Source organism: Streptomyces sp. NPDC001858 (assembly GCF_053594615.1).
Genome location: NZ_JBSFEV010000053.1, coordinates 25,283 through 41,842, shown reverse-complemented (window position 1 = coordinate 41,842; position 16,560 = coordinate 25,283). Strand labels below are relative to the sequence as shown.

General features: G+C 70.8%; 14 protein-coding genes. 9 read left to right on the top strand and 5 right to left on the bottom strand.

Going from position 1 to position 16,560, the window contains the following annotated elements; genetic code table 11:
* Positions 1-62: 62 nt before the first annotated feature.
* Together ACWCPF_RS41195 and ACWCPF_RS41190 are read right to left on the bottom strand one after the other, a co-directional pair.
* Entirely contained in the window at positions 63-1,157 is a 1,095-nt protein-coding gene (locus ACWCPF_RS41195; RefSeq protein WP_451050270.1) for a sugar ABC transporter substrate-binding protein, read from the bottom strand.
* Between the two features lie 337 nt (positions 1,158-1,494).
* The gene (locus ACWCPF_RS41190; RefSeq protein ID WP_451050269.1) at positions 1,495-2,541 is read right to left on the bottom strand and encodes a LacI family DNA-binding transcriptional regulator; all 1,047 of its coding nucleotides are present in this window, start codon (positions 2,539-2,541) and stop codon (positions 1,495-1,497) included.
* Between the two features lie 224 nt (positions 2,542-2,765).
* Here ACWCPF_RS41190 and ACWCPF_RS41185 point away from each other — a divergent pair, with 224 nt between their 5' ends.
* The 9 genes from ACWCPF_RS41185 (at position 2,766) to ACWCPF_RS41145 (ending at position 13,506) form a co-directional block, all read left to right on the top strand.
* Positions 2,766-3,947 carry a Gfo/Idh/MocA family protein gene (locus ACWCPF_RS41185; RefSeq protein WP_451050268.1) on the top strand — a complete coding sequence of 394 codons (1,182 nt, stop codon included), beginning with the start codon at positions 2,766-2,768 and terminating at the stop codon, positions 3,945-3,947.
* A gap of 61 nt (positions 3,948-4,008) precedes the next feature.
* On the top strand, positions 4,009-5,022 hold the full coding sequence (locus tag ACWCPF_RS41180) for a sugar phosphate isomerase/epimerase family protein (protein WP_451050267.1): 1,014 nt from the start codon (positions 4,009-4,011) through the stop codon (positions 5,020-5,022).
* A gap of 226 nt (positions 5,023-5,248) precedes the next feature.
* Positions 5,249-6,106 carry a sugar phosphate isomerase/epimerase family protein gene (locus ACWCPF_RS41175; protein WP_451050266.1) on the top strand — a complete coding sequence of 286 codons (858 nt, stop codon included), beginning with the start codon at positions 5,249-5,251 and terminating at the stop codon, positions 6,104-6,106.
* A 174-nt stretch (positions 6,107-6,280) separates the two neighbouring features.
* Positions 6,281-7,321, top strand: a complete 1,041-nt coding sequence (gene iolC / locus ACWCPF_RS41170) for a 5-dehydro-2-deoxygluconokinase (RefSeq protein WP_451050265.1) — start codon at positions 6,281-6,283, stop codon at positions 7,319-7,321.
* A 4-nt stretch (positions 7,322-7,325) separates the two neighbouring features.
* A complete protein-coding gene (locus ACWCPF_RS41165; protein WP_451050264.1) occupies positions 7,326-8,198 on the top strand; it encodes a Cgl0159 family (beta/alpha)8-fold protein in 873 nt (290 codons plus the stop codon).
* Positions 8,195-9,082 carry a 5-deoxy-glucuronate isomerase gene (gene iolB / locus ACWCPF_RS41160; protein WP_451050263.1) on the top strand — a complete coding sequence of 296 codons (888 nt, stop codon included), beginning with the start codon at positions 8,195-8,197 and terminating at the stop codon, positions 9,080-9,082. Before ACWCPF_RS41165 ends, iolB begins: the two co-directional genes overlap by 4 nt.
* Positions 9,079-10,962, top strand: coding sequence for a 3D-(3,5/4)-trihydroxycyclohexane-1,2-dione acylhydrolase (decyclizing) (iolD, locus tag ACWCPF_RS41155; RefSeq protein ID WP_451050262.1), 1,884 nt, complete (start codon positions 9,079-9,081; stop codon positions 10,960-10,962). Before iolB ends, iolD begins: the two co-directional genes overlap by 4 nt.
* Positions 10,963-10,975: 13 nt before the next feature.
* Positions 10,976-12,466 carry a CoA-acylating methylmalonate-semialdehyde dehydrogenase gene (locus tag ACWCPF_RS41150; protein ID WP_451050261.1) on the top strand — a complete coding sequence of 497 codons (1,491 nt, stop codon included), beginning with the start codon at positions 10,976-10,978 and terminating at the stop codon, positions 12,464-12,466.
* 23 nt (positions 12,467-12,489) lie between these two features.
* A complete protein-coding gene (locus ACWCPF_RS41145) occupies positions 12,490-13,506 on the top strand; it encodes a Gfo/Idh/MocA family oxidoreductase (protein WP_451050260.1) in 1,017 nt (338 codons plus the stop codon).
* 14 nt (positions 13,507-13,520) lie between these two features.
* Here ACWCPF_RS41145 and ACWCPF_RS41140 read toward each other — a convergent pair whose 3' ends face one another.
* The 3 genes from ACWCPF_RS41140 to ACWCPF_RS41130 form a co-directional block, all read right to left on the bottom strand.
* Positions 13,521-14,390 carry a LysR family transcriptional regulator gene (locus ACWCPF_RS41140; RefSeq protein WP_451050259.1) on the bottom strand — a complete coding sequence of 290 codons (870 nt, stop codon included), beginning with the start codon at positions 14,388-14,390 and terminating at the stop codon, positions 13,521-13,523.
* A gap of 315 nt (positions 14,391-14,705) precedes the next feature.
* Positions 14,706-15,920 carry a hypothetical protein gene (locus ACWCPF_RS41135; protein WP_451050258.1) on the bottom strand — a complete coding sequence of 405 codons (1,215 nt, stop codon included), beginning with the start codon at positions 15,918-15,920 and terminating at the stop codon, positions 14,706-14,708.
* 110 nt (positions 15,921-16,030) lie between these two features.
* Complete coding sequence (locus tag ACWCPF_RS41130) at positions 16,031-16,558, bottom strand: SigE family RNA polymerase sigma factor (protein ID WP_451050257.1); 528 nt, start codon at positions 16,556-16,558, stop codon at positions 16,031-16,033.
* Between the last annotated feature and the right edge of the window lie 2 nt (positions 16,559-16,560).

The window sequence follows — 16,560 nt, the reverse complement described above, 5'->3', positions numbered from 1 at the left end:
CGGGGGGGTGGCGGGGCGGGCCCGGCCCGGGCCCCGCCACAGCAACCGGATCGGCGATCGGATCAGCGGACGCCGGCCTTGGCGCCGGCGAGCGCCGCGCCGACGTTGTCCTTGGTGACCAGGAGCGGTCCGGTCAGCATCGGGTTCTGCGGCGTGAGCACGCCGTAGGACAGGTACTGGTTGGCGACGGACACGACGTAGAAGCCCTGGAGGTAGGGCTGCTGGTCGATGGCGAACATCTGGTCGCCCGACGTGATCCGGTCGAGCTGGCTCTGCGAGAGGTCGAAGGTGCCCAGCTTGACCTTGTCGCCGACTCCTGCCTGCTTGATCGCCGCCGCGGCGCTGTCCGCGTCACCGACACCGATCGTCACCAGGGCGTCGATGCTCGTGTCCTTCAGCAGCGCGCTCTTGATCGCCTGGGTGACGGCGGAGGGGTTGCCGAAGTTCGAGGACGGCAGCGGAAGCTGCTTGGACGAGGAGCCCTTGCTGGTGGCGCCGTCCTTGATGCCCTTGCAACGGGCCTCCTGGTTGGCCGAGCCCGGCACGGTGTTCACGCACAGGACGTTCTTGGCGCCTTCCTCGGCGAACTTCGCACCGCCGGCCTTGCCGGCCTCGTAGTCGTCCGATCCGACGTACTTGATGGCGCCGACCCGGTTGGCGGCCTCGACACCGCCGGAGTTGTAGACGAACACCGCGATGCCCTTGGCGATGGCCTGCTTGATCGCGGAGTCCTGGTTCTCGGGGACCCAGTCCGGCACGAGGATCGCCGACGGGTTCTGCGAGATCGCGGTCAGCGTCAGCTTGGCGGCGTCCGGGCCGAGGTTGTCGTAGTTCTGCGGGCCGAGGTAGGTGACCTTGCCGCCCCCGTCCTTCACCAACTTCGCCGCGTCGTCGACGCCGCGCTTGATCGTGGACCAGAACGGGTCGTCGGACTTGCCGCCGATGACGACGATGGAGTTCTTGCCGTTGCTCTTCGCGGCGGCCGCCGATCCACCGCCGGTCGGCGCCGACGACTGCTCGGTGTCGCCACTCGAGGGCTTGCCGCTGGCGCACCCGGTCAACGCGGTCGCCGCCACGGCGAGCGCGCTCACCGCGACCAGGGCTCTTCCGGAGAGGCGACGGCCGAGCAGCGGCCGGCCGATCTGAGTGCGTTCCATGTGCTGGGGTGCTCCTTCGTGTGATGCCGGGCGGGGGAAAAGCGGAGCCGGGCATTCCTGGGGGTGTGGCGCCGCGACGACGGGTGCGTGCGAATCGAGTCGCACGGAGCGGATGCGGGAGCGGATGCGGGGAGACCGGCAGGTCCGCGGCACCGGATATTCGCTTGGGCGGGCTTTGAGCCGTTGGCGGTCGGCAGAACGGCTCTTCGGCTCCGCGATTCTTTAAATCGCTTTAAGCAGTGGCCAGAGCATGCTTGTGTTTCGTAAACGTGTCAAGGGTTTGTTCGCACATGTACGCCATGTACGCCGTGCCGTTATCCGCCCGCGAGAAGCCGCGTCAACGGGATCGGCGCGGCTGCGCCGCGGTCCCCCGGACGACGAGGGAGGGAGCGAGGACGATCTCGCGTGGCGTGGTGCGGCCCTGGTCGAGGCGTTCGACGGCCGCCGTCACGGCCTGCTGGGCCTGCTCCTGGGCGTTCTGACTGACCGTGGTCAGGTCGAAGCAGGCCAGCCGGGACAGGGTGTCGTCGTCGTAGCCGACGACCGAGACCGCGCCCGGGACCTCGATCCCGGCCCGCCGCAAGGAGGTGAGCAGGCCGATGGCGCTGCGGTCGTTGAACGTCACGACGGCTGTCGGCAGCTCGCCGTCCTGGAGCAGGTGCAGCGCCGCTCGCTCGCCGGCCTCCTCGGTCAGGTCTCCGCGCAGGATCCTGACCTGCGCGTCGAGACCGTGGCGGCGCATGGCGCCCCGATAGCCGCGGCGCCGGTCGGTGGCGATGACGCCCCTGCCCCCGTCGACGTAGGCGATCGCGCGATGCCCGAGGCCCACCAGGTGGTCGACGATCTGGCCGAGACCGCCTTCGTCGGCGCTGCGCACGACGTCGAGCGGCGGCCCCGCGATCCGGCGTCCCACCGAGATGACCGGCGCCCTGCGGTCGAGGTCGGCGAGGACGGAGGCGGGCGACACCGGGCCGAGGAGGATCAGCGCCTCGCAGCGGAAGGCGAGGAGGGTCTCGACGGCCGTGTTCTCGTCGCGGGTCCGGGTCTGGGTGCTCAGGACGAGGTCGTAGCCGACCTCCTCCGCGGCCGTGTGCAGATGCTCGACCAACTCGGCCTGGAAGGCGCTGTGGACGTCGATCATGACGCCCAGCAGCCGGCTGCGTCTGCTGGCCAGGGCGCTGGCGGTGCGGTCGGGGCGGTAGCCGAGTTCGGCGGCGGCCTTCAGGACGCGCTGCCGGGTCCGCTCGCTGGGACCGGACACACCCCGCAGCACCAACGACACCGAGGCCGTGGACAGGCCGACGCGGGCGGCGACGTCCTCCAGCCGGGGGCGCTGAATCGCGCCATTGCCGCCCGCGGGGGCCGCGGAGCCCAGCTCGTCCACACGGCCTCCCGAAGATTTGCGCAACACGCTTGACATCTGTCCGTGACGGCGCTGATAGTACCAGCACTTAAAGCGCTTTAACCTGGGCTCGAGTCCCCAGGTCCTTTTCGGACCGCGACGGCGGTGCGCGGTTCTCCGTTTCCTGTGGGCGGCGAGCCCCGGCTGCCGTCCGTCCCCCTCAACCCCCTAGCCACGGCGCGGCCATGCGCCGGAGAGGAAGCACCATGAGCACAAGGCCGATCGGGGTCGCCGTCATCGGAGCCGGCATGGCGGGCCGGGCACATCTCAACGGCTACCGGCAGGCCGCCACGCTCTACGGCGCCGGGCTGCCCGAGGTGCGTCTGGTCGCCGTGGCCGACGCGCACGAGCCCTTCGCGCAGGACGCCGCGCGCCGCTACGGCTTCGAGCGGGCCGAGACCGACTGGCGGGCGATCGTCGCGGCGGACGACATCGACGCGGTCAGCGTCGTGGTCGCCAACCACCTGCACCGCGAGATCGTCGAGGCCCTGCTGGCGGCGGGCAAGCATGTGCTGTGCGAGAAGCCGCTCGCGCCGAGCGTGGCCGACGCGCAGGCCATGGTGGCCGCGGCCGAGGGCACCGGCCTGGTGGCGGCCACCGGCTTCACCTTCCGCCGCTCCCCCGCGATCAACGCCATCCGGCAGCAGGTGCGGGAGGGCTCGCTCGGGCCGGTCCAGCACTTCAACGGCCACTACTGGTGCGACTACGGGCACAACCCCGACGCGCCGATCAGCTGGCGCTACCGGGGCGGCCCCGGCTCGGGGGCGCTGTCCGACATCGGCAGCCACCTCATCGACCTCGGCGAATACTTCTGCGGCCCGGTGCAGAGCGTCCAGGGCGCGCTGCTGTCCACCCAGGTGACCGAGCGGCCCGTGCCGCTGGGCACCGCGGTCGGGCACTCGGCCGACGTCCAGGTGAGCCAGGAGCGCGAGCCGGTCGAGAACGACGACATCGCCACCTTCACCGCGACGTTCGCCTCCGGCGCCGTCGGCACCTTCTCCGTCTCGCGCATCGCGCGCGGACTGGCCAACTCCCTGGGCTTCGAGGTGTTCTCGAAGGGAGGCGCGGCGACCTTCGAGCTGTCGCGTCCGGCGGAGTTCACCCTCGCCGACGCGGCGGCCGCCGACCCCGTGGACGGCTACCGGCGTGTGGTGGTCGGCCCCGGCCACCCCTATATAGCGGGCGGCCTGCCCATGGACTTCCCCAGCGTCGGCCACGGCCAGCACGAGTTCTTCGTCTGGCAGGCCCGGGCGTTCCTGGAGCAGATCGCCGGCCTGGACCGGCTGCCGGCCTGCCCGACCCTCGCCGACGGGCTGCACAACCTCCGCGTCATCGACGCGATCGTCGCCTCCGCCGACGCCGGCGGCAAGGCCGTCACCGTCCAGTGACCCGGCCCGCCCCGGTCGGCCGCACCACTGTCACCACCGAGAAGGACTGAGGAAACACACGATGAAGCTGGGACTCTACAACGCGATCCTGCACGACCGGCCGCTGCCGGAGGCGATCAAGGTCATCGCCGATCTGGGCCTGACGGGCATCGAGCTCAACACCGGCGGCTTCCTGCCGGCGGTGCATGTGCCGACCTTCGACGACATCCTCGTCAGCGACACCGCCCGGGACGACTTCCTCGGCCTGTTCGAGGGCACCGGCGTCTCCATCGCCGGCCTCAACGCCAACGGCAACCCGCTGCACCCGAACCCCGCGATCGGCGAGAAGCACGCCGAGGACGTCCGCCGCTCCATCCGGCTGGCCGAGCGGCTCGGACAGCACCGGCTCGTCACCATGTCGGGCCTGCCCGGCGGCGAACCGGGCGCGTCCCGCCCGAACTGGATCGTCAACGCGTGGAACTCGGCCGCCCTGGACGTGCTGGACCACCAGTGGAAGATCGTCGCGGACTTCTGGCGCGAGACCGACCGGCTCGCCCGTGACCACGACGTCAAGGTCGCCCTGGAACTGCACCCGCAGAACGTCGTGTTCAACTCCGCCGACGTGCACAGGCTGATCGACCTGACCGGCGCGACCCACGTGGGCGTCGAGCTGGACGCCTCGCATCTGTTCTGGCAGCAGATGGACCCCGTGGCGGTCGTCCGCCACCTCGGCGAGCTCGTCTTCCACGCCGCCGCCAAGGACGTCCGGATCAACCGCGAGCACGCCGCCCTCAACGGGGTGCTCGACAACAGCTTCCGCCGGCTGTCGCCCGACGAGCCGCGCACCAACCTCGGCGGCGACGAGTGGGCCAACGAGTGGCCCAAGGCGTCCGCGTGGGACTTCGTCGCCCTCGGCAAGGGCCACGACGTCGCCTACTGGACCGAGTTCCTGCGCGCCCTCCACGAGGTCGACCCGGACATGATGGTCAACATCGAGCACGAGGACACCGAACTCGACCGCGTCGAGGGCGTCGCCGTGGCCGCCGAAGTGCTCAAGGCGGCCGACGCGGCACTCCAGGAGTCCCTGCGGCCATGACCGCCCGGGCCTCCTCCCCCTACCGGGGCCGGACCGCCCGCGTCACGGGGGCCGGCGCCGGCAGCGGCCGGGCGACCGCACGCGCCTTCCTCGAACAGAGGGCGCGCGTGGCGGTCCTCGGCCACCGCCCGAATCCGCTGCGGAAGACCGTGGCACCTCGACCTGCCGGAATCCCGTCCGAGCGACACCGTCGGCTTCACCGTGAAGCGGACCAAGGAGCACACCCATGAAGATCGCCCTCGACCCGTACATGATCCGCAACATCCCGCTTCTCGAACTGCCCGCCGTGGTGGCCGAGTTGGGCTACGAGTGGATCGAGCTCTCCCCCCGGGAGGACTTCATCCCCTTCTTCCGCCATCCGCGCGTGGACGACGCGACGGTACGGAAGTTCCGCAAGGCACTGGAGGTGGCGGGCGTCGGCATCTCGTCCCTGCTGCCGCTGTTCCGCTGGTCCGGCCCGGACGAGGACGCCCGCCAGGCCGCCGTCCGGTACTGGAAGCGGTCGATCCAGATCGCCGCGGACCTCGGCGTGGACAGCATCGTCTCGGAGTTCAACGGCCGGCCCGAGGACTCCGACCGCAGCGAGGCCCAGTTCTGGAAGTCGCTGGACGAACTGTTGCCGGTCTTCGAGCGCGAGGGCATCAAGCTCACGCTGGAGCCGCACCCGGACGACTTCATCGAGAACGGTTACGACGCGATCAATCTGATCCGCGGCATCAACCACCCCAACGTCAGCTTCCTGTACTGCGCCCCGCACACCTTCCACATCGGAAACGACGCCCCGGGGATCATCGGTTACGCCGGTGACCTGCTCACACATGTCCATCTCGCCGACGCCTTCGACCACACGGCGTCCTCCGGCAACCGCTACATCCTCAACCCGCCCGGCACCACCGCCCGTATCCACCAGCATCTCGACATCGGCGAGGGCGAGGTCGACTTCGACGAGCTCTTCCGCGCGCTGCGGGCGAACGGCTTCGACGGCACCCTCACGGCCTGTGTCTTCGCCTGGGAGGAACGCGCCAAGGAGTCCTCGGTGCTCATGCGCCGGAAGATCGACACGTACCTGGCCGCCTCGCACTGACCGGCTTCGTCAGATCAACCTATTGACATGACATATTAACGAGGGCATCGTTCTCGTCTAGCGCGCGCTACTAAAACGCTGCAAAGCATCGCCCGCATCAATCGCCCCACCCGCATCACCGTCCGCACCGCCGCCTCCGTCCCGGGGTCGCCGGAACGAAGGGAAACCAGCCTCATGCCATTCGAAGTGCTGACCATGGGCCGCGTCGGAGTGGACGTGTATCCGCTCCAGACGGGCGTGGGGCTGGCCGAGGTCACCTCGTTCGGCAAGTACCTCGGGGGAAGTCCGACCAACGTGGCCGTGGCGGCCGCCCGGTACGGACACGGTGCGGCCGTGATCACCAAGACCGGCCGGGACCCGTTCGGGGACTACGTCCGCACGGCACTGCGCGGCTACGGCGTCGACGACCGGTTCGTCGGCACGTCGGACATCGCGCCGACGCCGGTGACGTTCTGCGAGATCTTCCCGCCGGACGACTTCCCGCTCTACTTCTACCGCCTGCCGAAGGCCCCCGACCTGGACCTCCGGCCCGACGAGCTGGACCTGGACGCCGTACGGGACACCGGGATCTTCTGGATCACCGGCACCGGGCTGAGCGAGGAGCCCAGCCGCACGGCGACCCTGGCGGCCCTCGCGCACCGGGCCAAGGCGGGAACCACGGTCTTCGACCTCGACTGGCGGCCGATGTTCTGGGCCGACCCGGCCGAGGCGCGCGCCTACTACACGGAGGCGCTGCGGCACACCACCGTCGCGGTCGGCAATCTCGACGAGTGCGAGGTCGCCACCGGTGAGCGCGAGCCGTACGCGGCGGCGAAGGCGCTGCTGGCGGCGGGGGTGGAGCTGGCCGTGGTGAAGCAGGGGCCGCGCGGTGTGCTGGCGATGGGCCGGGACGGCTCGGCGGTGGAGATCCCGCCGGTCCCGGTGGACGTGGTCAACGGCCTCGGCGCCGGCGACGCCTTCGGCGGTGCGCTCTGCCATGGGCTGCTCTCCGGCTGGGACACGCGCCGCACGGTCGCCTTCGCCAACGCCGCCGGCGCGATCGTCGCGGGTCGGCTGGCCTGCTCCGAGGCGATGCCGACCGAGGCCGAGGTCGACGCCAAGCTCCGCGAGGCGAACCTCGCCACCCCCGAAGCGTCCAGCGAATCCGTCGCCGAATCCGTCGCCGAATCGGTCGCCGAGTCCTCCACCGAATCCTTCACCGAACGAAAGGCGTGACCACGTGCGGTCCGACAACGTGAGCAGAATCGTGTCCGCCCGCGTGGGCGACCCCGGCGCCATCGCTGCCGCCGCCGCACGCCGGGTGAAGGCCACGTCGCTGCTCGGCGAGCACGGCAAGGCAATGATCATCGCCGCCGACCACCCGGCGCGCGGCGCCAACGGCGTCGGCAGCGACCCCCACGCCATGGCCGACCGCTTCGAACTCCTCGACCGGCTGTGCGTCGCCCTGGAGCGGCCGGGCGTCACCGGTGTGCTGGCCACGGCCGACATCCTGGAGGACCTGCTGCTGCTCGGCGTCCTGGACGGCAAGAGCGTCTTCGGCTCCATGAACCGCGCCGGGCTGGCGGGTTCGGTGTTCGAGATCGACGACCGCTTCACCGGCTACGACGCCGCCACGATCGCCGAGATGGGCTTCGACGGCGGCAAGATGCTCACCCGGATCGCCCTCGACGACCCCGCCACCCCCTCCATCCTGGAGAACACCGCCCAGGCGGTCAACGAGCTCAACGACCGTGAACTCATCGCGATGGTCGAGCCGTTCCTGTCGGTGTGGCAGGACGGCCGCATCCGCAACGACCTGTCGACGGAAGCGGTCGTCAAGTCGGTCACCATCGCCTCGGGACTGGGCCGACGCACGGCCTACACCTGGCTGAAGCTGCCGGTCGTGGACGGCATGGAGCGTGTGCTCGCCTCCTCCACCCTGCCCGCGCTGCTGCTGGGCGGTGAGGTCAAGGACGCGGAGGCGGCCTTCGCCTCCTGGAGCAAGGCGCTGAAGCAGCCGACCGCGCAGGGCCTGGTCGTGGGCCGCTCGCTGCTCTATCCCGCGGGCGGCGACGTCGCCGGTGCGGTCGACAAGGCGGTGAGTCTGCTGTGAGCGGCAAGTACCATCTGCCGGCCGGGACTTCGGCCGACGGCCCCTATGACCTCCTGGTCACGCCGGAGTCGGCGGGCTGGGGATACTCCGGCCTCAGGATCCTGACCCTGAAGCCGGGTGAGGCGCACGCCCTGTCCACGCATGACAGCGAGTTCCTGGTCCTGCCGCTGACGGGCTCCTGCACCGTCACCACGGACGGCGGCAAGGCGTTCGAACTCGCGGGCAGGACAGGCGTGTTCGCCTCGGCGACCGACTTCGCGTATCTGCCGCGCGAGTCGGAGGCCGTCATCAGCAGCGCGCAGGGAGGTCTGTTCGCGCTGCCCTCCGCCCGTACCGAGCGAAGCGCGCTCTCCGCCCGGTACGGGCGCAAGGAGGACGTCCCCGTCGAGCTGCGGGGCGCGGGCGCGTGCTCGCGGCAGGTCAACAACTACTGCCTGCCCGGCACCTTCGAGGCCGAGCAGCTGCTGGTGTGCGAGGTGCTCACGCCGGGCGGCAACTGGTCGTCCTACCCGCCGCACAAGCACGACGAGGCGCGGACCGGGCCGGACGGCGAGCCGGTCGAGTCGGAGCTGGAGGAGATCTACTACTTCCAGGTCTCCGGGGACGGCAACGGCTTCGGCTACCAGCGGGTCTACGGCACCCCCGAGCGCCCCATCGACGTGCTCGCCGAGGTCCGCTCCGGCGACACCGTCCTGATCCCGCACGGCTGGCACGGCCCCTCGATCGCCGCGCCCGGCTACGACCTCTACTACCTCAACGTCATGGCCGGCCCGGGTCAGGACCGCGCCTGGCTGATCTGCGACGACCCCGCACACGGCTGGGTGCGCGGCACCTGGGAGACCCAGGACGTGGACGACCGGCTGCCTTTCGGAGAACGCCCATGAACACCGTACGACTGACCACCGCGCAGGCCCTGGTCCGGTTCCTCGCGAACCAGTACAGCGAGCGCGACGGACAGGAACACCGTCTGATCCCCGGCGTGTGGGGCATCTTCGGGCACGGCAACGTGGCCGGGATCGGCCAGGCGCTGCTCCAGGCCGCCACGACCGGCGAGGCCGATCTCCCCTACTACCTCGCCCGCAACGAGCAGGGCATGGTGCACGCGTCGGTCGCCTACGCCAAGATGCGCGACCGGCTCGCCGCCTTCGCGTGCACGGCCTCGACCGGGCCGGGCTCGACGAACATGATCACGGGTGCGGCGCTGGCCACCACCAACCGGCTGCCAGTGCTCCTGCTGCCCTCGGACATGTTCGCCACCCGCGCCGCCGACCCCGTCCTCCAGCAGTTGGAGGACTCCCGCGGCGGGGACGTCACCGTCAACGACACGTTCCGCGCCGTGTCGAAGTACTTCGACCGCATCTCGCGCCCCGAACAGCTGATCCCCGCCGCCCTCGCGGCGATGCGGGTGCTGACCGACCCCGTCGAGACCGGCGCCGTCACCCTCGCCCTGCCCCAGGACGTGCAGGCCGAAGCGTACGACTGGCCGGTGGAGTTCTTCCGCCGCCGGGTGTGGCACGTGGGCCGTCCGGTGCCGGAGCCGGCCGCCGTCGAGCGGGCCGCACGGCTGCTGCGCCATGCGAAGAAGCCGCTGATCGTCGCGGGCGGCGGGGCCGTCTACTCCGGTGCCGAGACCGTGCTGCGGGCGTTCGCCGAGGCCACCGGCATCCCGGTCGCGGACACGCACGCGGGCAAGGGGGCCGTCGCCTGGGACCACCCCTGCGCCGTCGGCGGCATCGGTTCGACGGGGTCGTACGCGGCCAACGAGATCGCGAAGGAGGCCGACGTCGTGCTGGGCATCGGCACCCGGTACTCCGACTTCACCACCGCCAGCCACACCGTGTTCGGCAACCCGGACGTCGTCTTCGTCAACCTCAACGTCGCCCGCCTGGACGCCGTCAAGCACTCCGCCGAGCCGCTGGTCGCCGACGCGCGCCTCGGCGTCCAGGCCCTGGCAGGAGCCCTTACCGACTGGGAAGTCCCCGACGAATACCGCAGGCACACCCGTCAACTCATCGCCCGGACACGGGAGATCGAGGACGAGTGCTTCGCGCCGGACCGCAACACCGGCGCTCTGCCCGCCCAGACGCAGATCCTCGGCGCGCTCAACGACGTCCTGGACGACCGGGCCGTGGTCATCAACGCGGCCGGATCCATGCCCGGCGACCTCCAGCAACTCTGGCGCGCCCGCGACCCGAAGGCCTACCACGTCGAGTACGCCTACTCCTGCATGGGCTACGAAGTCGCCGCCGGTCTCGGCGCGAAGATGGCGGACCCGACGCGCGAGGTCGTCGTCCTCGTCGGCGACGGCTCGTATCTGATGATGGCTCAGGAGATCGTCACCATGATCTCCGAGGGCCTGAAGGTCATCGTCATCCTCGTCCAGAACCACGGCTTCGCCTCCATCGGCGCCCTCTCCGAATCCCTCGGCTCACAGCGATTCGGCACCAAGTACCGCTACCGCGACGACAGTTCGGGCCTCCTCGACGGCGACGTCCTGCCCGTCGACCTCGCCGCCAACGCGTCGAGTCTGGGCGCGGACGTCCTGCACGCGGCCACCGTCGACGAGTTCCGCTCCGCGATGGAGAAGGCCAAGGCCGCCACCCGCACGACCGTCGTGCACGTCGAGACCGACCTGTACGGGCCGAACCCGCCCGGGCACGGCTGGTGGGACGTCCCCGTCAGCGAGGTCTCCGCCCTCGGCACCACGCAGGACGCCCACGACGTTTACGCCGCCCACAAGCAGGCCCAGCGCCACTACCTGTAAGGACACCGCTCACGTGAACACCATCCCCCACTGGATCAACGGCTCGCCCGTCCAGGGCACGGAGACCGCCCCCGTCTTCAACCCCGCCACCGGGCAGGAGCAGGCCCGCGTCGTCCTCGGCGCCGGCGCAGAGGTGGACGCCGCCGTGGCGGCCGCCACCGCCGCCTTCGAGACCTGGTCGGAGTCCTCGCTCAGCCAGCGCACCCAGGTCATGTTCGCCTTCCGCCAGCTCCTGGTCGAGCACGAGGAGGAGCTGGGCCGGATCATCTCCGCCGAGCACGGCAAGACCGTCGACGACGCCCGCGGCGAGATCACCCGCGGCCGTGAGGTCGTCGAGTTCGCCTGCGGGCTCGGCGACGTGCTGAAGGGCTCCTTCTCCGACCAGGTCTCCCGCGGCGTGGACGTGCACAACTTCCGCCAGCCGCTGGGCGTGGTCGCGGGCATCACCCCGTTCAACTTCCCGGCGATGGTGCCGCTGTGGATGCACCCGATGGCCATCGCGACCGGCAACACCTTCATCCTCAAGCCGAGCGAGCGCGACCCGTCCGCCGCGAACTTCGTCGCGGAGCTGTACAAGAAGGCAGGCCTGCCCGACGGCGTGTTCAACGTCGTCCACGGCGGCAAGCCGGCCGTCGACGCCCTCCTCACCCACCCCGGCATCGAGGCCGTCTCCTTCGTCGGCTCCACGCCGATCGCCAAGTACGTCCACGAGCAGGCCACCGCCCACGGCAAGCGCGTCCAGGCCCTCGGCGGCGCCAAGAACCACGCCGTCGTCCTGCCCGACGCCGACCTCGAATTCGCCGCCAACCACATCACCGCCGGCGCCTACGGCTCCGCCGGCGAACGCTGCATGGCCGTCTCCGTCGCCGTCGCCGTCGGCGACGCCGCAGACGCCCTCGTCGAGATCCTCGAACGCAAGGCCCGCGAGATCAACGTCGGCCCCGGCGACCGGCCCGGCACCGACATGGGCCCCCTCGTCACCCAGGCCGCCCGGGAGCGCGTCGAGAACGCCGTCGGCACCGCGGCAACGCAGGGCGCGACCGTGGTCGTCGACGGCCGCGGACTGAAGGTCGACGGACACGAGGACGGCTTCTTCACCGGCCCCTCCCTCCTCGACCACGTCACCACCGCCATGGACGCCTACAAGGAGGAACTCTTCGGCCCGGTGCTGGCGATCGTCCGCGCGGAGTCCCTCGACGAAGCGATATCGCTGATCAACGCCAACCCCTACGGCAACGGCACCGCCCTCTTCACCGCCTCCGGCGAAGCCGCCCGCCGCTTCCAGCGCAAGATCAAGGTCGGGATGATCGGCATCAACGTCCCGGTGCCCGTCCCGATGTCGTACTACTCCTTCGGCGGCTGGAAGGACTCGCTCATCGGCGACTCCCCCGTCCACGGCCCCGAAGGCATCCGCTTCTACACCCGCCCCAAGGTCGTCACCACCCGCTGGCCCCAGCAGGCCCAGCAGGTGGCCGCCGGCTTCAACTTCCCCACCTCCACCTGACGAACTCCGGACCAGGAACCCTCATGACTGTGCGCGTTGGAGTGATCGGGGCCGGCTGGATCGGTCAGGAACACATCCGTCGGCTGACGGAGTCCGTGACCGGCGTCCGGGTGACGGCGGTGACCGACATCGACTCCGCCCGTGCCGAGGAGGCGGCCGCCCGGGTGGCCGCCCGGGTCCACCCGGACGGGGCCGCACTGATCGCGGCGGACGACGTGGACGCGGTGCTCGTCACCTCCTGGGGCCCCACGCACGCCGAACACGTCCTGGGCGCCATCGCGGCCGGGAAGCCGGTGTTCTGCGAGAAGCCGCTCGCGACGACCGCCGAGGACTGTCTGAGGATCATCGAAGCCGAGACGGCCCACGGCCGCCGGCTGGTCCAGGTCGGCTTCATGCGCCGCTACGACGCCGGCTACCGGCAGTTGAAGCAGGTCATCGACTCCGGCCGCATCGGCGAACCGCTGATCGTGCACTGCGCCCACCGCAACGCCACCGTGCCGGAGTCATACCACACCGACATGGCGGCGCTCGACTCGGCGGTCCACGAGATCGACGTACTGCGGTGGCTGCTGGACGACGAGATCGTCTCCGCCCAGGTCGTCCTGCCGCGCTCCACCCGCAGGACGCACGCCCGGCTGGCGGATCCGCAGATCATGCTGTGGGAGACCGCGAAGGGGGTCCGCATCGATCTGGAGGTCTTCGTCAACTGCCGGTACGGCTACGACATCCAGTGCGAGGCGGTCGGCGAGGAGGGTCTCGTCCGGCTGCCCGACCCGGCCGCGGTCGGCGTGCGCACCGCCGGACAGCACAGCACGGCGGTCCTCACGGACTGGGTGGGCCGGTTCGCGGACGCCTTCGACACCGAGTTCCGCGAGTGGATCGCCGGCATCGCCGCGGGCGCCGAGCCCACCGGCCCGTCCGCCTGGGACGGCTACGCCGCCACCGTCGTCTCCAACGCCACCGTCGAGGCCCGGCAGTCGGGCCGTATCGTCACCACCGACATGAAGCCCCGCCCGGCCTTCTACGGCGGCACGGCGTAACGCGCTCGCAGCGGTCACTTGATGTGCCGGAGCAGGGCCGCGACCGCCGGCGGCGCCTCGCCGGGAGGTCTCACCACCATGATCTTCCAGTTCGGCGCGTGGTGGTCGAAGGGGTACTGGGACAGGTCGGCGAAGCGGTCCGCGATCGACTTGGGCATGATGCAGACGCCCAGGTCGTTGCGGACCAGTTCGGCCGCGGCGACGATGTCGTTCACCTCGAACGTCGTGGCGCGCTCCACGCCCGCCGCGCGGAACGCCCGGTCGACCGCGTAGCGGATGGCCCAGCCCGGGGTGAAGTCGACCAGAGGCAGTTGGGCGGCTTCGGCGAGGGCGGCTTCGCCGGTCGTGGTGGTGCCGGGGACGACCCGCGAGGGCGACGCCACCAGGACCATCTCCTCGCGGGACAGCAGACGGGTCGCCAGTCCGCGTTGCTGTTGTCGGTCGAGGGCCACCACGGCAAGGTCCACGGTTCCGTCGCGCAGCGCCTGGCGGATGTCGGCCACCGCGGCCTGCCGGAGCTGGACGACGACGCCGGGATGTTCCGCGCGCAGGGCGGCGAGGGCATGGTGGAGCCCGGCCCAGACCCCTTGCATGGTGCCCACCGTCACCCGGCCGCGCAGCTGTCCCCGCACGGCGTCGACCGCCTCGCGCGCGAGTTCGGCGGCCCGGAGGGTGGCGCGCGCGGCGGGGACGAACACCTCGCCCGCCGGCGTCAGGGTGACGCGGTGGGTGGTGCGGTCGAACAGGGGGGTGCCCAGTTCGCGTTCCAGGGACCGGACCGTTCCCGAGACGGCCGACTGCACCACATGCAGCCGTCGGGCGGCTGCCGTGAACCCGCCGGCGTCCGCCACCGAGACGACGACCTCCATCTGCCGCAGATCCATCATCCGCCCCCGGTCCGGACAGCGCCCCGTCCGGTGTGCACGTGACGATCTTCGCTCTTCACCGCATGGTAGAACGCGGGGCGTCTCAGGACGGCCTCGTGCGGCTCAAGGAGCCTCGGCACTGCCGTTCGCAGGGCGACATGACATGAGCGTCACGGAAAGTCCGGCTGTCCGCCGACCGCGACGGAGTCGCGCAGGCCCTCCATGACGAGGCCCGGCTCTGCGGCCGGCCCTAGGGCGTGTCCGGCCGATCGTGCCGCAGACGCGGGGACTCGGCACCGCAGATGCCCTGCGAGTTGACCGGCCGGACAGGCCCTAGCGGGCGAGGAGCCAGGTGCGGCTGGTGACGATGGCCTTGAGTTCCTGTTCGGTGATCAGGTGCCGGGTGCCGCTCTTGCCGGACGTGGGGCTGGGCGCGTTGTAGGCGGACACGGACATCCAGAGTCCGTTCACCCGAAGCGCGTCGGCGCGGAGCTGCACGACTCCGGGCTGCTTGCCGGGGACCTGCCGGGTGCCCACCTTCGTGCCGTCGGCGAGGGTCTCGTTCCAGACCTCCGTGTCGCCGGCGATGCGCGTGGCCTCGATGTAGGTTCGCGTACCGCTCTTCGGGTCGGTCACGACGACATGACCGTTCGCTCCGGTGCCGCCCTCCGACACGATCACAAGGCGTTCGGGCAACAGGTCCTTCAGCACGGGCAGGATGTCGCCCGGTTCGGCCATGGAGCCCGGCGCCACGGTCGCCAGTGGATTGGCCTCGCCGTCCCGGCTGAACGAGGCGTCGACGAACGCCGCCAGGTTGCGCAACTTGCCCGGGTTCATCCGGGGGTTGCGGCTCACCGGCTCCGGCTCGGAGTTCGATCCGGCCTGCTTCGCCATCGGTACGTTGTAGGTGGCGACCTCGATGACGTACCCGTTGGGCGAGACCATCGTGACCTCCCACTTCTTGACCCCGCCCGCCTTGCCGGCGTCGGTGTATCCCCTGACGGCACGGTTGTCGGGCTGTGTCGTGCAGTCCTCGTACGGGGAGTCCTGCGCGGGCGGGCAGGTGATCTGCTTCTTCACGTCCTGCTCCGTCGGGTCGACGCGGCGCACCGAGAGCGTCACCCTGGCCGCGCCGAAGCCGTCCTCGAAGTCGATCCTGGCCGTCGCGGGCGTGGTCGGGTCGGAGCTGCCCGCCGCGTGCAGCTCCTCCCGGATGACAGCGACCGAGGAGTTGTTCATTCCGTTGTGCAGGATGTCCTTCATCGCCTGGGCGGTGACCTCGAAGTGCCGGTAGTCGGCCGTCGGGCCCGAAGTCGAGGCGTGCTCGCCGCGGTCCGTGCCGGCACCGCCCCGCTCCCCTCCGAGTTGGACGCCGGCCGTCGCGAGGAGGGCGACGGCCAGTCCACTCCCGGCGACCGCGGAGGCCCGGCGGCGGGCCAGCCTGCGCCGACCGCGCGCGAGGCTGCCTTCCGCCAGGGAACGCGGGTCCGTGGTGAAGGCGCCCACCGTGTCGCGGAGCGCCTTCCCGAGCTCGTCTTCGAAAGGCATGCGGAACCACCAGATCCTGTGTCGGTGCGGTAGGGGAAGCAGATCAGCGAGCGCGACGGACCCTTCTCGGTCCGCGCGTCGGCTGCGAAGGTGTGGCGGACTTCGGGAGTTCAGGTCGGGGTGGTCAGCTCGGCAAGGCTTCCGCCCAGCCGTTCGCGCAGCTTGGCCAGCGCGCGGCTCGACCGACTGCGTACGGCGATGGAGCTCACGTTCATCGCATCGGCCGTCTCCTCCACGCTGCGGTCCTCCCAGTAGCGCAGCACCACCACCGCCCGGTCCTTGGGCGGCAGCTCCCGCAGGGCCTGGAGGAGCGCGAGCCGCAGCGCCGGATCGTCCCCGTCGTGGAGGGCCGCGACGTCGGGCAGTTCCGCCAGGGGGCGTTCGGAGGCGGAGTAGCGCCGACGCTGGGTGAGGAACGTACGGACGAGAACGGTCTGCGCGTAGGCCGCAGGGTTGTCGACCCGGGACATGCGGCCCCACACGGCGTACATCCGGCTGAGCGTCTCCTGCACCAGGTCCTCCGCCAGGTGCGTGTCCCCGCTGGTGAGCAGGCACGCCGAGCGGTGCAGCTGCCCGGCACGCCCCACGGCGAACTCCATGAACTCATCCGTCCGGGACCACGTCCGGGACTTTCTCATTC